Here is a 13109-nt window from a genome sequence, read left to right as displayed (position 1 = left end):
ATATCCGATCGTGAGTGTGAATCGTTCTCAATGGTAGCTGGATCGGTAGAACTCCCGCAATGGCAGTGTGCTGGCGTCTCACTGCCATGTCAGGGGAGGTAAGTCAGGCGCTTATCGCAACCTTGTCGAACAGCTTCTGACCGATCAGGCGGGCGCTCGCCAGATGGGCAAGGCTCTGGCCGCTCTCGCTGTCATCCAGAAGCGCCGAGCCCAGCACCCGAGCACCGCAATAATCGAAGATGCCATGCTCGATCTGAGTCGCCATGGCATGGCCGTAACCATGGCGAACGAACGTGCCCGCGTCGGCTCCGGCCAGGCCAACCAGCTGTACCGGCAGGCCGTTGAGCTTTTTGATCAGGCGCCCGTCGGGCAAATAATCGAAGGCCCAACCGTTGCTGAACACCCGCTCGACCCAGCCTTTGAGCAAAGCTGGCATCGACCACCAGTAAACGGGGTAGACCAGCACCAGGGCATCGGCGCGTTCGATCCGCGCCTGTTCGCGCAGCACATCGGCCGGGGCTGGCGCCAAGCGCCGATGCACGGCGTGGTCAGCAAGGCCAAAGCGCGGGTCGAATTGTTCCGTGGCCAGGTCCGCAAGGCTGCTGCTGTGACCAGCGTCGGCAAGGCCCTCGGCGATCTGCGCGGCGAGCGCATGGGTGAGGGACTCAGGATCATGGTGACCGATGACGATCAGTGCGTGCATGAAGTTTCTCCAGAAGGGGCTGCCAGACGCCAGGCGTCGCTATATACTGTTGGTAAGTTACCGTTGGTAAGTTACTTTTGGTAGGTTGTGATGTCAAGTGAGCAGATTCCGCAGTCGCGCAAGCGCCTGTCGCGGGAGCAGCGCCGGAGCCAATTGCTGGAAGTGGCTCGGGAAATAGTCAAGCTGGAGGGCACCGATGCGCTCAGCCTCGGTCGACTGGCACAGCAGTCCGGAGTGACCAAGCCGGTGGTCTATGACCATTTCGTCTCGCGAAACGGTTTGTTGGTTGCGCTCTATCAGGAATACGACGCGCGTCAGTCGGCGATGCTCGATGAACTGCTGGCGAGCTGTGAACAGACACTGGCGGACCGCGCACGCGTGATTGCCGCGGCCTATATCGATTGCGTGATCAGCCAGGGGCGGGAGATCCCCGGCGTCAGCGCAGCCTTGACCGGTTCGCCCGAGATGGAGGCGCTGAAAAACCAATGCGAAGCGCCGTTTCTGGAAAAATGCCGGCTCGCCCTGGCGCCGTTCGCGCCGGGTGGCGATATAGCTGCGGCAGGCTTGCGCGTACTGGTAGGCGCTGCGGATGCCTTGTCCCAGGCTGCTGCAACCGGCCTGCTTGAGCCTGAGCAGGCCCGGCAGGAGTTGCAGGCGACGATTGTCGACATGGTCCTGCGCCAGTAACGGCGGCAGTGCAGTGACTGGCGGTTGAGTTCAGGCCGAAGCGGACAAATCGTTCAGGCTGCCCGGAGCAAAGCGTTGATAAGGCTGCTCATCCCCCGGGCTCTGGGCGAACTGACGCTTGTACTCGCGGCTGAACTGCGAAGTGCTCTGATAACCGACCCGGTGCGCGGCCTGGGCCACGCCCAGGCCTTCGCCGATCAGCATCTGCTGCGCCTTGAGCAGGCGCAGGCGCTTGAGGTACTGCATCGGCGCCATGTCGGTGCAGCGTTTGAAGTGCTCATGGAAGGTCGAAACGCTCATGTTGGCGCAGCTGGCCAGCGCTTCGACACTGAGCGGCTCGGCGTAATGCTCGCGCAGATAAGCAAGCGCGGCGGCTACTCGGGCAAAGTGCCCTTGTTGCTCGACCAAGGCCCGCAGCACGCCGGCCTGCGGCCCGCGCAGGGCAGTGTAGAGCACTTCGCGCACCCGCGCCGGGCCCAGCACCTGGGCATCCAGCGGGTCCTGCAGGCACTGCAGCAGGCGCTCGACGCTATCGCGCATGGCCGCATCGAGTGCCGCCGAAGTCATCGACTGCGGCGTCTGCGCCTGCACACCGGCATCCGGCGCCAACTGCATGCTCTGCACCAGTTCGCTGAGGACACTGCGGTCGATATCCACGGCCACGCCCAGCAGCGGCGCCTCGGCAGTCGCAAAGGTCTCGCACATGAACGGTACCGACAGCGCCTGCACCAGGTAATGGCCGGCGCCGTACTCCAGGGTACGCGGCCCCAGCCGCGCCAATTTACTGCCCTGAGCGAGGATCATCAGGCTGGGTTCATAGATCTGCGGGCTGCTGGCGACGTAGTGATCCCAGCTGAGCACCTGCACCTGTGGCAGATGGGTGGGGACAAACCCTGGGCGGGTGGCCAGGCGGCGAATCAGGTCGCAGAGCGGGGCGTTGGCGTCGACGTGGCGGGTAAGCTGCATAAAGGGCCTGGGCAGAGAATCAGACACTGGCATTCTCGCAGATTGAAAGCCTGGGGCCATATCGGATGTGGCGGTTTCGGAGAATCAGGCAAGCATGCCGGAGAATTCACGGTGGTCTCGCTCGGCATCTGGCAGGAGAATGGCTGGCATTGAATCGTTTCACTTGAGAGGTCTTTGCCATGTACACCGCAATCGGTTATGCCGCCCAAACCCCGACCAGCCCGCTGCTGCCGATGAGCTTCGAGCGTCGCAGCCCGCGTGCCGATGACGTCGCCATCGAGATCCTTTATTGCGGCGTCTGCCACTCCGACATTCACCAGGCGCGCAACGAGTGGGGCATCGCCGTGTACCCGCTGATGCCGGGCCACGAAATCGTCGGTCGGGTGACGGCGGTCGGTGCCAACGTCAGCAAGCACAAAGTTGGCGACCTGGTCGGGGTTGGCTGCATGGTCGACTCGTGCCGCGAGTGCCAGGCCTGCGCCAAGGACCTCGAGCAGTACTGCCTGGCCGGCCCGACCATGACTTACGCGACCCCGGACCGGGTCGATGGCAGCAACACCATGGGCGGCTACTCCAACAGCATCGTCGTCAGCGAGCATTTTGTCCTGCGCATGCCACAAGGCCTGGACCTGGCCAGCGCCGCGCCGCTGCTGTGCGCCGGCATCACCACCTACTCGCCGCTCAAGCACCACGGTGTCGGCCCTGGCCACAAGGTCGGCATTCTCGGCATGGGTGGCCTGGGCCACATGGGCATCAAATTCGCCAAGGCGCTGGGCGCTGAAGTGACCTTGTTCACCCGCTCCGCAGCCAAGGCTGAAGAAGCTCGCCGCCAGGGCGCCGACCACGTCATCGTGTCCAGCGATGACGAGCAGATGCGCGCCGCCGCCGGGCGTTTCGACTTCCTGCTCGACACTATCCCAGTGCAGCACGACCTCAACCCCTACCTCGACACCCTGACCTTTGATGGTGTGCACATCCTGGTCGGCCTGATCGAGCCGGTCGAGCCGCCACTGCATGCCGCCAACCTGGTGCTCAAGCGCCGCGTACTGGCCGGTTCGTTGATCGGTGGCATCGCCGAAACCCAGGAAATGCTCGACTTCAGCGCCGAGCATGGCATCACCTGTGACATCGAGATGCTCGATATCCGCAGCATCAACGAAGCGTTCGAGCGGGTCATCGCTGGCGATGTGAAGTACCGCTTCGTCATCGACATGGCCACGCTGAAAGCCTGACTGGCAGGTGAAGGGTCACCAGGCCAGTGGCTTGTCCAGGCCCTTCCAGAACAGCCAGCGGCGTAGCTCGCCGTGCTCGCCAGTGCCGATCTGCCAGTCAGGACGGCCGCTGTCGAGCGCGATCAGCGAGATGAAACCGGCATAGCTGGCAGCGACCAGGGTTTTGCCATCTGCGCTGATGTCCATGGCGCACAAGGTCGAGCCCAGGTAGTGCTGCCAGTGCTCCTGACCGTCTTCGCCAAATGCGCGCAGATAGCCGTGCGCATCACCCACGATGTACTCGCCGGCGCGGGCTACGCCAGCGTAGATCCGCGCGCCATCCTCGACCAGCGGCGTGCGCGGGTCCTCACTGTAGTAGTCGGTATCGAGCCCCGGCAGGTCCGCCGTGCGCACACCCAGGGTGTTGCCGTTGTAAAAATGGCAGGCATTCAGGATCAAGTGGTCGCCACGCTGATTGAACAAGGCGAAGTGCGGATATTCACCGACGGGTCCGACTTCGGCGACCACCTGCAGTTGATCATCCAGCACCAGATGGCGCACGCCTTGTTCGCCGATGGCGAGCAGGCGGCCATCGGGCGAGACTGCGCCGTGCTCCATCGACAGGCCCAGGGCGATATCGTCAGGGTCGATCCCTTCTGCCAGATCATCGAGAATAGTCTGCTGCTGCGGCAACAGGCGAATCGCCCGTTCGCCGGTGAGCACAAATATCCCATCGCTGCTGACCAGCAATACCCGCTGCCCATCCGGGAAGGGGATCAGCGCGCTCGGTGTGGGCGGCAAGTCGAACGGTTCGAATGGGTAGCCGCTGGGCAAACCTTCGAGGCCATGGGGCCAGGCCATACGCGCGACCTGCGGGCCACCCCAGCCGTCAGTGACGCGGATACCCTCGGCGTTGGCCAGGGCGAAATAACGCCGCTGCGGGCAGCGACCAAAATGCTCGACGCCGATCACCGGGGTCACCGTGCACCCATCGATGCGCACCACCTGGCCGCGTTCGTGAGGCATGCCGATCCGTGCCAGCAGGCTGCCGTCATCGAGCATGAGTACGCTGGCGATACCTTGGCCGTGTTGTTCCAGCAGCGGTACCAGCGGCAGGTGGGCGGGCGGCCAGTCGCTGCGAAAGGCGCGGCGTTGCTGTTCATCGACGTAGGGCTGATTGATCGCCTGCAGCGCCGCCTGCCAGGCCGGCAGCAGGTGCTCGGTGGCAGGCGCGGCCGGCTCCTCGAGGTTGTCCCAGCCCTGCGTGCGGCCTTGCGCGACGTAGTGGTTGATGGCCTTGGCGTAGGCGATCACGGCCTGCTGCCACTGTTGCTGGGCGTGCTGCTTGTCCATGAACGGATCGGACTCCTTGTTCCGCGGTCTGTCTCTAGAGCGCACATGTTACTCCGCCTGCGCTGCGGTTGTGAGGCCTTGGCTTGGCGCGTACCATGGCCGCCATCCTCGATTCATATCTATCCGCACCTGCCGCATGCTTACGCAGCGGGCTGGGTTGCGTGCTTGTCGTCTTTTTTCAGGAGCTGTAATCCCCATCCATGAATGGTCCGATCCCTACATCCATGCCCGCACCGGTGGGCGGCGGCAGCTGGCTCAGCGTCATTGCGTTGGCCCTGGCTGCGTTCATCTTCAATACCACCGAGTTCGTTCCGGTGGCGCTGCTCAGTGACATCGGCCGCAGTTTCGACATGAGCACTGCCCAGGTCGGCCTGATGTTGACCATCTACGCCTGGATAGTGGCGCTGGCGTCGCTGCCGATGATGCTGCTGACGCGCAATATCGAGCGGCGGCGCTTGCTGCTGTGGGTGTTTCTGGTGTTTATCGTCAGCCACTTGCTGTCGTGGCTGTCGCAAAGTTTCACCATGCTGGTGCTCAGCCGAATCGGCATTGCCCTGTCGCATGCGGTGTTCTGGGCAATTACCGCTTCGCTGGCCGTGCGGGTGGCGCCAGCGGGCAAGCAGGCCAAGGCATTGGGCCTGCTCGCCACCGGTACCACTCTGGCGATGGTCCTGGGCATTCCGCTTGGCCGCGTGGTGGGCGAGGCGCTGGGCTGGCGGGTGACGTTCCTGAGCATCGCCGGCGTGGCGCTGGTGACCATGCTGTGCCTGATGAAGTCGCTACCGTTGCTGCCGAGCCAGAACTCCGGCTCGCTGCGCAGCTTGCCGGTGTTGTTCAAGCGGCCGGCCCTGGTGATTACCTACCTGCTGGTGACGTTGCTGATCACCGCACAGTTCACCGCCTACAGCTATATCGAACCGTTTGCGTTGCATGTCGCGCAGATCGGTGGCGATCGCACCACTTTGCTGTTGCTGCTGTTCGGCGGCGCCGGGGTGATCGGGTCGGTGCTGTTCAGCCGCTACAGCGAGCGTTTCCCGCAGCTGTTCCTGCTCGGTTCGATAGGGTGCCTGGCCGCTTGCCTGCTGTTGCTCTGGCCGCTCTCGGGCAACTTCACTGTATTCGCCGGGCTGAGCATGTTCTGGGGGGTGGCAATCCTCAGCTTCAGCCTGGCGTTACAGTCCAAGACCCTCAAGCTGGCCTCGGATGCCACCGATGTGGCCATGGCGTTGTTCTCTGGCATCTACAACATCGGGATCGGCGGCGGCGCGTTGCTCGGCAGCATCGTCAGCGGCCAGCTGGGCGTGGCTTACATCGGCCTGGCCGGCGGCTCGGTGGCCGTGCTCGGCCTGATCCTGGCAGTGGTCAGCCTCAAGCGTTTGCGGGAGACGCCTGCGCTCGGCTGAGCCGGCCGCTACAGCAGCAGCGCCGACCATGCCGAGGCAATCAGCAAGCACGCCAGCAGCTGATTGAACCGGCGCAGGCGCTGCGGCGACTGCAACCAGCGGGCGCTACCAGCACCGAGCAGGGCCCAGCTGGTCATGCTCGGCAGGGCCACCAGCAGCAAGACCAGCGCCAGTTGCCAGACCGGCTGGCCCGGCGCTGCATACACGCCGATCACCGCCACAGCAAGTAACCAGACCTTTGGGTTGATCAGTTGCAGCGAGGCAGCACTGAGCGCGCCGAAAGGCTGTTGTTCGGCACTCTGGATCGGCTCGCCGGCACTGCGCAGCAACTGCCAGCCCAGCCACGTCAGCCAGATCACGCCGAGCCAGCTCATCACTTGCTGCGCCAGCGGATAGCGCAGCAGCACCTCGCCCAGGCCCAGGCCAACCGCCCAGACGATCGCCGCCGCAGCCGTGGAGGCGGCCACAATCGGCGCCACGCTGGCACGCAGCCCGGCGCGGGCGCTATGGGCGAGGATCAGCACGTTGGTCGGCCCGGGGCTGATGCTGGTGACCAGCGCAAACAAGGTAAAGGGCAACAGGGACTGCAGCATCAACGGTAACTCCAGAGGGATGGAGCGCCATGGTCGCTGCCGCCGCCGGCTCAGTCTGGAAGCTTTGAGCAGCGCCGTTGGTAGGCTGCTGGGGTCAGGCGATACGCCCGGCGGAACCAGCGGCCGAGGTGGCTCTGATCGGCAAAGCCAAGCGCCGTGGCCACTGCAGCGGGGCTCTCGCCCAAGGCTAGCAGGCGCCGCGCCCGAGCCAGGCGCAGCTGAATCAGGTAGGCGTGCGGGGCCAGGCCGAAGGCCGCCTTGAACGCGCGGCTGAGGCGAAAACGATCGACCCCGCAGGCCTGCGCCAGCTCGACCAGGCCGATGTCCTGATCGATATGCGCGTGCAGGTAGTCCCGCGCGCGCTGCGCAGTCAGCGGCAGGCGCGGGTCTGGGTTGAGCCGCTTGCGCCAGTGCAGGTGCTGGGTCAGGCAGGCGAGCATGTCGTCCATGGCGGTCTGGCGCACGATGCGCAGGTCCTGGCTATGCACGGCGTCGAAGGCGCGCATGATTGCGCCACTGAGGCGCAAGTCGTTGCACTGGGTGTCGGCAAAGCTGGGCAGGCTATTGGCCGGCGCTTGTTCGAACAAGCTCGGCAGCTCGGCCTGCAGCCAGTCTGGCTCCAGGTACAAGGTGAAGTAGGTGAAGCCGTCGGCAGTCGGCGCCAGGCCATCGTGGATCTCGCCAGGTTCGAGCAGAAATACCTGGCCGGGCGTACTCACATGGCGGGCGCGGCGGCAGTTGAACTGCTGCACGCCTTGCTCGGTGGCGCCGACCAGATAGCTGTCATGCCAGTGCGGGTCGTAGGCGTGGCCGGTGAAATGCGCGCGCACCGACTCGATGCCGGTATCGGCGTCCTGGCTCAGATCAATCCAGTTGGTCATGGGCGGCAGCTGCTGGTGAATGAGCCCACTACCTTAACCCACAAGGGCTGCTCAGGTTTAGAACGGATGTGCAGCAGGTTGCGCTGCATTTTCGTCATTGGCACGAAAGTGTTGCTGTATTTTCAGCGGTTTCTATTGGCTGCAACAGCGCTAAGATGCGCGTCGACTCTGCACACCTCAGGAGCTTTTCGATGGATACCGTTACCCTGGCCAAGCGCCGATACACCACCAAAGCCTACGACGCCAGCCGCAGGATCCCGCAAGCGACCATCGATACCTTGCTCGAGCAACTGCGCCACAGCCCGTCCTCGGTCAACACCCAGCCTTGGCACTTCATCGTTGCCGACAGCGCTGAAGGCAAGGCGCGGATCGCCAAGAGCACCGAAGCGTTTGCCTACAACACGGCAAAGATCCGCGATGCCTCGCATGTGCTGGTATTCGCCGCGCGCACCGAAATGCCTGAAGCGCATCTGCAGGCACTGCTGGAGCAGGAAGCCCGTGACGGTCGTTTCCACACCGAGCAGGCCAAGGCCGGCCAGGACCTGACCCGGCGCAGCTATGTCGACTTGCATCGCTTCGATCAAAAAGACCTGCAGCACTGGATGGAAAAACAAACCTACCTTGCTCTTGGCACTGCGCTGCTGGGCGCCGCCGCGCTGGAGCTGGATGCCACGCCAATCGAAGGTTTCGACAGCAAAGTATTGGACGCCGAGCTTGGCCTGCGCGAGCGCGGCTTCACCAGTGTGGTGCTACTCAGCCTGGGTTACCGCAGTGCCGACGACTTCAACGCTGGGCTGGGCAAGTCGCGCTTGCCCGCGTCGAGTGTATTCACCTTCCTTTGAGTTGCGGATCCAGCACCGGTATCAGCTGTGCGCTGAGCGCTTCGACCAGTGCACTGACCTTGGGCAAATGGCGCCGATTGCGGCGCCAGGCCAGGTGAATCGGCAGGCCCTCGCTGGCGAACTCTGGCAGCACTTCGACCAGGCTGCCCTCATCCAGCTGGCGCTGAACCAGCCAGGTCGGTAATTGGGCGATACCGTGGCCGGCCATGATCGCCAGCGCCTGGCCTTCGGCGTCACCGATGGCCAGGCGGCCGCTGATGTTTTTCAGTTGCGTCGCGCCTTGCCGGCCACTGGCGAAATGCAGGGGCGGCGTGCTGCCATCGGCGCAGGCGTACAGCACGCAACCAAGTGCCTGCAATTCGCGCTCGTCACGCGGCGTACCGTGCTCGGCGAGGTAGCTGGGAGCGGCGCAGAACACCGTGCGTTGGCTGCCCAGATAGCGATGCTCAACCCCAGCCGGCCACACCTGCGGCCCGCCAATGCGGACGATGACGTCGATGGCGTCCTCGATGATGTCGACAAAGCGATCGGACAAGGTGATGTGCGGCTGCAGGCGCGGGTGGCGCCGGGCGAAGTCGAGCACGGCGGGTAGCGCATGCAGGCGGCCAAAGCTTGCCGGCAGATCGACCCGCAGCGGCCCGCATGGCTCGTTCAGTTCATCATGCAGGGCCAGCTCGGCTTCGGCGATCTCGGCCAGCACTCGGCTGCAGGTGCGGTAATAGGCTGCGCCGCTGTCGCTAAGCAGCAGGCGCCGAGTGGTGCGTTCGAACAGCCTGACCTGCAAGCGTTTCTCCAGCCGGGCTACACCCTTGCTGACGGCTGAGCTGGTCAGGTTCATGCGCTCGGCGGCGGCAATGAAGCTGCCTGCGTTAGCGACATTGACGAAAAAGTCGATGTCCTTGAGGTGCTCGGCGACAGGCATGGAGAAGGGCCTTGATTAGTGAAAATGGTTCAGCAAATTGCGGAAAATCTACCCGCAATAGGCGTTTGATTCCATATTAAGCTTCGCGGCTGAAAGTTTACGAGCGATAGACGATGCAAAATCCTTCCCTGACTGCACCCGCAGTCGCCGACACCGGGCAGCGCACCGGGCTGTCCATTCTGTTGTTTGCGGTAGGCGGCTTTGCCCTGCTGACCACCGAATTCATCATCCTTGGCTTGCTGCCGGGACTGGCCCGCGACCTAGGCCTGTCGATCGCCGCGGCGGGCCAGTTGGTTACCCTGTTTGCAGTGACCGTGATGCTGTTCGGGCCGTTTCTCACCGCCTGGTTGTCAGGCTATCCGCGCAAGACCCTGTTCATTGCCATCGTGCTCGTGTTTGCCGCCTCCAACGCACTCGCCGCAGTGGCGCCAAACGTCTGGGTGCTGGCGCTGGCGCGGGTGCTCGGTGCCTTGGCGCTGCCGGTGTATTGGGGCACCGCCAGCGAGAGTGCAGGGCAGCTGGCAGGCCCCGGCCGTGAGGGTTGGGCGGTGGCCAAGGTGTACCTGGGCATCACGGCGGCGTTTGTTTTCGGCATTCCGCTGGGCACCGTCGCCGCCGGACTGGTGGGTTGGCGTGGCAGCTTCTGGCTGCTGGCCGGGTTGTGCCTGCTGGTCGCGCTGCTGATGTGGGCCTGGTTGCCGAAGTTGCCGCCCGCGCCGCAGCGGGCGCAGGGCGAACGGCAGACGGTAATCCTGCGTGATCGGCGCTTTATTGCCCATGTGCTGTTGTCGGTGCTGGTGTTTACCGCGATGTTCACCGCATACACCTACCTGGCAGAAATCCTCGAGCAGGTGGCGGGAGTGCCAGCGGCTCAGGTCGGTTGGTGGCTGATGGGCTTTGGTGTGGTCGGCATGCTTGGCAATAGCCTGGCCGGGCGTATCGTTGACCGTAGTCCGCTCGGGGCGACGGTACTGTTGCTTGCCATTCTGGCGATTGGCATGGGCGCGGTTGCTCCCGTGGTCGGCAATCCAGCGCTGCTGCTGATCGCCCTGGCGCTGTGGGGCGTTGCCTACACGGCGTTGTTCCCGGTGTGTCAGGTACGCGTCATGCAGGCCGGCGCCAAGGCTCAGGCCCTGGCCGGGACTTTGAACGTGTCTGCTGCAAACGGTGGCATCGCGGTCGGCGCTGCGCTGGGTGGGCTGGTGATTCAATGGTACGGCACCGCAGCGCTGGGCTACGTCGCCAGCGCGGTGGCTGGCTTGGCCGTATTGGCCACGTTGCTGCTGATGGCAGGCGCGAGGCCGCGCGCCTGAACACATCGCGTGGGGCTACCAGAAAGTCGGCGCAGCGGTCGCCAGCACGCGGGTGAATACCTTGATTGCAGCATCCACGTCAGCCTCTGTGGTGTAACGGCCCAGGCTGATGCGCACGCTGCTGCGAGCTTGTTGATCGGTGAGGCCCAGCGCCAGCAGCACATGTGAAGCGGCGTTGCTGGAAGAGTTACAGGCCGAAGTGGTCGACAACGCCAACTCGCTCGCCAGCGCTGCGCTGTTGAAGCCCGGGGTGGCGATGTGCAGGTTGAGGGTGTTGGCGATGCGCTGCTGCGGGCAGCCGTTGAGGGCGACACCCGGCAGCGCCAGCAGGCCGTTGAGCAGGCGTTCGCTGAGTTGATGGATGCGCTGTTGCTCGGCCTCGGCAGGTTCGCCTGCCAAGGCGAAAGCGCTGCCCATGCCGGCGATCTGGTGGGTCGCGAGGGTGCCCGAGCGCAGGCCGCCTTCATGGCCGCCGCCATGCATCTGAGCACGCATCAGTGGCCGCGCTCGCGGGCCGGCATACAGCGCACCGATGCCCTTGGGGCCGTACACCTTGTGCGCTGAGAAGGACATCAGATCGACGGCCTGCTCGCGCAGGTCGAGCGCGACCTTGCCGACTGCCTGGGCAGCGTCTACGTGGAGTATTGCGCCATGGGCACGAACAATCTCGCCAATCGCGGCAAAGTCGGTGACGGTGCCCAGTTCGTTGTTGACCGCCATCAGCGACACCAGCCGGGTGTCGTCGCGCAGCGCCTGGCGAACCGCCTCAGGCTGAATCAACCCGGCCTGATCAGGCATCAGCCGGGTCACTGCCCAGCCTTGACGCTCAAGTTCGGCCACGGTATCGAGCACTGCCTTGTGTTCCAGCGCGCTGGTAAGCAGATGCCCTGGCTTGCCGGCGCCGTCGGCGATGCCTTTGAGGGCCAGGTTGTTGGACTCGGTGGCGCCGGAGGTCCAGACCAGATCCTCTGCCTGAGCGCCGATCCGTTCGGCTACCTGCCGGCGGGCTTGCTCGACCACGGCACGCGCCGCTTGGCCATAGGCGTGGCCGCTGGACGCAGGGTTGCCGAAGTTAGCTTGATGGCCGAGGCAGGCGAGCATGGTTTCGATAACCCGCTCATCGACGGGGGTTGTGGCGGCGTAGTCAAAGTACAGAGGGGCGCTGGGCATGATGGGCTGATCCGGGCATGTCGCATGAGGATGGCGAACGTTAACGACATGCTATCGGGCTACAGCAAAAAACTTTTTCCGTTGTTTTCCTGCTGATCACGGTTATCTAGAAGAAAATTCTCCTGATAGCCCTTAAACAGGATCAAACATTTTTTCCTCTTGCACCACAACCCGCTCACACAGCTCGATGATCTGTTCGCGCATCCAGCGGTTGGCCGGGTCCTGGTCGGTGCTTTCATGCCAGTACAGGTGGGTTTCCAACGGCGGCACTTCTACCGGCAGTGGCAAGTGGCGCAGTTGATGGCGGCGGGCGAACCGCTCTGGCACGGTCATCACCATGTCAGTCTGCTGCAACACCTGCGAGGCCATCAGGTAGTGTTGTGAGCGCAGCGCAACCTTGCGTTGCAGGCCCATCTTGCCCAGCGCCAGGTCGACATAACCCAGGCCGTTACGCCGGCTGGAGATGTGGATGTGGCTCATGGCCAGGTACTGCTCCAGCGTCAGCTTGGCTTCGGCCAGTGGGTGGCCCGGGCGCATTGCGCAGACGAAGCGGTCCTGCATCAGTTTGACGTGGCGCACCTGCGGGTCGGTATTGAGCGGCGCATCGACGGCGAAATCCAGGCGGCCAGCGGCCAGTTCCTTGGTGGTTTCGCGGCGTTTGCACAGGAAGCTTTCGATCATCACCGCCGGTGCCAGCCGGCGCAGACGCTGGAACAGCGGCGGCAGCACCACGGCCTCGGTCAAGTCGGTCATGCTGATGCGAAAGGTTTTATTGGCCTGCTGCGGATTGAAGATGCGGCTTTCCTGTACCGACACCCGCAGCAGCGCCAACGCGTTGCGTACCGGGCCGATGATGTTCTGCGCCATCGGCGTCGGCACCATGCCTTGGGCGGTCCGCACGAACAGCGGGTCGTTGAAGGTCTCGCGCAGCCGCGACAATGCGTTGGACACCGCCGGCTGGGTAATCCCGACGATCTGCCCCGCGCGGGTCAGGTTGGCTTCGGTGTAGATCGCATCGAAGACGATGAACAGATTGAGGTCAACCTTGCTGAGATTCATTGGGCG

Annotated in this window: 13 protein-coding genes; 5 read left to right on the top strand and 8 right to left on the bottom strand. The window is 64.0% G+C overall.

Annotated features, from left to right (window positions below; translation table 11 throughout):
- Window positions 1-103: 103 nt before the first annotated feature.
- Window positions 104-703 (bottom strand): NAD(P)H-dependent oxidoreductase, encoded by a 600-nt coding sequence (locus ACQZ2L_RS09595; protein ID WP_430325838.1) that lies wholly within the window; start codon window positions 701-703, stop codon window positions 104-106.
- A 90-nt stretch (window positions 704-793) separates the two neighbouring features.
- Here ACQZ2L_RS09595 and ACQZ2L_RS09590 point away from each other — a divergent pair, with 90 nt between their 5' ends.
- A complete protein-coding gene (locus ACQZ2L_RS09590) occupies window positions 794-1390 on the top strand; it encodes a TetR/AcrR family transcriptional regulator (protein ID WP_430325837.1) in 597 nt (198 codons plus the stop codon).
- Window positions 1391-1420: 30 nt separating this feature from the next.
- Here the strand turns inward: ACQZ2L_RS09590 and ACQZ2L_RS09585 are convergent, their stop codons facing one another.
- Window positions 1421-2356: an AraC family transcriptional regulator N-terminal domain-containing protein gene (locus ACQZ2L_RS09585; RefSeq protein WP_430325836.1), complete on the bottom strand. Its 936-nt coding sequence runs from the start codon at window positions 2354-2356 to the stop codon at window positions 1421-1423.
- A 179-nt stretch (window positions 2357-2535) separates the two neighbouring features.
- Here ACQZ2L_RS09585 and ACQZ2L_RS09580 point away from each other — a divergent pair, with 179 nt between their 5' ends.
- A complete protein-coding gene (locus tag ACQZ2L_RS09580; protein WP_430325835.1) occupies window positions 2536-3588 on the top strand; it encodes an NAD(P)-dependent alcohol dehydrogenase in 1053 nt (350 codons plus the stop codon).
- A 15-nt stretch (window positions 3589-3603) separates the two neighbouring features.
- Here the strand turns inward: ACQZ2L_RS09580 and ACQZ2L_RS09575 are convergent, their stop codons facing one another.
- Entirely contained in the window at window positions 3604-4920 is a 1317-nt protein-coding gene (locus ACQZ2L_RS09575) for a hypothetical protein (protein WP_430325834.1), read from the bottom strand.
- A gap of 200 nt (window positions 4921-5120) precedes the next feature.
- Here ACQZ2L_RS09575 and ACQZ2L_RS09570 point away from each other — a divergent pair, with 200 nt between their 5' ends.
- Complete coding sequence (locus tag ACQZ2L_RS09570; protein ID WP_430325833.1) at window positions 5121-6323, top strand: sugar transporter; 1203 nt, start codon at window positions 5121-5123, stop codon at window positions 6321-6323.
- An 8-nt stretch (window positions 6324-6331) separates the two neighbouring features.
- Here ACQZ2L_RS09570 and ACQZ2L_RS09565 read toward each other — a convergent pair whose 3' ends face one another.
- The gene (locus tag ACQZ2L_RS09565; protein WP_150569074.1) at window positions 6332-6916 is read right to left on the bottom strand and encodes a LysE family translocator; all 585 of its coding nucleotides are present in this window, start codon (window positions 6914-6916) and stop codon (window positions 6332-6334) included.
- Window positions 6917-6966: 50 nt separating this feature from the next.
- Window positions 6967-7797, bottom strand: a complete 831-nt coding sequence (locus tag ACQZ2L_RS09560) for an AraC family ligand binding domain-containing protein (RefSeq protein WP_430325832.1) — start codon at window positions 7795-7797, stop codon at window positions 6967-6969.
- Window positions 7798-7988: 191 nt separating this feature from the next.
- Here ACQZ2L_RS09560 and nfsB point away from each other — a divergent pair, with 191 nt between their 5' ends.
- The gene (gene nfsB, locus ACQZ2L_RS09555; RefSeq protein ID WP_430325831.1) at window positions 7989-8639 is read left to right on the top strand and encodes an oxygen-insensitive NAD(P)H nitroreductase; all 651 of its coding nucleotides are present in this window, start codon (window positions 7989-7991) and stop codon (window positions 8637-8639) included.
- Here the strand turns inward: nfsB and ACQZ2L_RS09550 are convergent.
- Window positions 8626-9561 carry a LysR family transcriptional regulator gene (locus ACQZ2L_RS09550; protein WP_430325830.1) on the bottom strand — a complete coding sequence of 312 codons (936 nt, stop codon included), beginning with the start codon at window positions 9559-9561 and terminating at the stop codon, window positions 8626-8628. The two genes, nfsB and ACQZ2L_RS09550, sit on opposite strands and share 14 nt — an antisense overlap.
- Before the next feature lie 113 nt (window positions 9562-9674).
- Here ACQZ2L_RS09550 and ACQZ2L_RS09545 point away from each other — a divergent pair, with 113 nt between their 5' ends.
- Entirely contained in the window at window positions 9675-10874 is a 1200-nt protein-coding gene (locus ACQZ2L_RS09545) for an MFS transporter (protein WP_430325829.1), read from the top strand.
- Between the two features lie 15 nt (window positions 10875-10889).
- On the opposite strand, the gene ACQZ2L_RS09540 is transcribed toward ACQZ2L_RS09545, so the two are convergent.
- Window positions 10890-12044 carry a cysteine desulfurase family protein gene (locus tag ACQZ2L_RS09540; RefSeq protein WP_430325828.1) on the bottom strand — a complete coding sequence of 385 codons (1155 nt, stop codon included), beginning with the start codon at window positions 12042-12044 and terminating at the stop codon, window positions 10890-10892.
- Between the two features lie 132 nt (window positions 12045-12176).
- Window positions 12177-13103 (bottom strand): LysR family transcriptional regulator, encoded by a 927-nt coding sequence (locus ACQZ2L_RS09535; protein WP_430325827.1) that lies wholly within the window; start codon window positions 13101-13103, stop codon window positions 12177-12179.
- Between the last annotated feature and the right edge of the window lie 6 nt (window positions 13104-13109).

It is taken from the genome of Pseudomonas shirazensis, from assembly GCF_050496565.1.
In the GTDB taxonomy this organism is placed as follows: domain Bacteria; phylum Pseudomonadota; class Gammaproteobacteria; order Pseudomonadales; family Pseudomonadaceae; genus Aquipseudomonas; species Aquipseudomonas shirazensis_A.
This window is presented reverse-complemented; position numbering and strand designations above follow the sequence as displayed.

Excerpts from the sequence above, each read along its gene's own strand:
- ACQZ2L_RS09570 (WP_430325833.1), top strand. The coding sequence starts at position 5,121 with ATGAATGGTCCGATCCCTACATCCATGCCCGCACCGGTGGGCGGCGGC.
- ACQZ2L_RS09585 (WP_430325836.1), bottom strand. The coding sequence starts at position 2,356 with ATGCAGCTTACCCGCCACGTCGACGCCAACGCCCCGCTCTGCGACCTG.
- ACQZ2L_RS09575 (WP_430325834.1), bottom strand. The coding sequence starts at position 4,920 with ATGGACAAGCAGCACGCCCAGCAACAGTGGCAGCAGGCCGTGATCGCC.
- ACQZ2L_RS09590 (WP_430325837.1), top strand. The coding sequence starts at position 794 with ATGTCAAGTGAGCAGATTCCGCAGTCGCGCAAGCGCCTGTCGCGGGAG.
- ACQZ2L_RS09560 (WP_430325832.1), bottom strand. The coding sequence starts at position 7,797 with ATGACCAACTGGATTGATCTGAGCCAGGACGCCGATACCGGCATCGAG.
- ACQZ2L_RS09545 (WP_430325829.1), top strand. The coding sequence starts at position 9,675 with ATGCAAAATCCTTCCCTGACTGCACCCGCAGTCGCCGACACCGGGCAG.
- ACQZ2L_RS09550 (WP_430325830.1), bottom strand. The coding sequence starts at position 9,561 with ATGCCTGTCGCCGAGCACCTCAAGGACATCGACTTTTTCGTCAATGTC.
- nfsB (WP_430325831.1), top strand. The coding sequence starts at position 7,989 with ATGGATACCGTTACCCTGGCCAAGCGCCGATACACCACCAAAGCCTAC.
- ACQZ2L_RS09535 (WP_430325827.1), bottom strand. The coding sequence starts at position 13,103 with ATGAATCTCAGCAAGGTTGACCTCAATCTGTTCATCGTCTTCGATGCG.
- ACQZ2L_RS09565 (WP_150569074.1), bottom strand. The coding sequence starts at position 6,916 with ATGCTGCAGTCCCTGTTGCCCTTTACCTTGTTTGCGCTGGTCACCAGC.
- ACQZ2L_RS09540 (WP_430325828.1), bottom strand. The coding sequence starts at position 12,044 with ATGCCCAGCGCCCCTCTGTACTTTGACTACGCCGCCACAACCCCCGTC.
- ACQZ2L_RS09580 (WP_430325835.1), top strand. The coding sequence starts at position 2,536 with ATGTACACCGCAATCGGTTATGCCGCCCAAACCCCGACCAGCCCGCTG.
- ACQZ2L_RS09595 (WP_430325838.1), bottom strand. The coding sequence starts at position 703 with ATGCACGCACTGATCGTCATCGGTCACCATGATCCTGAGTCCCTCACC.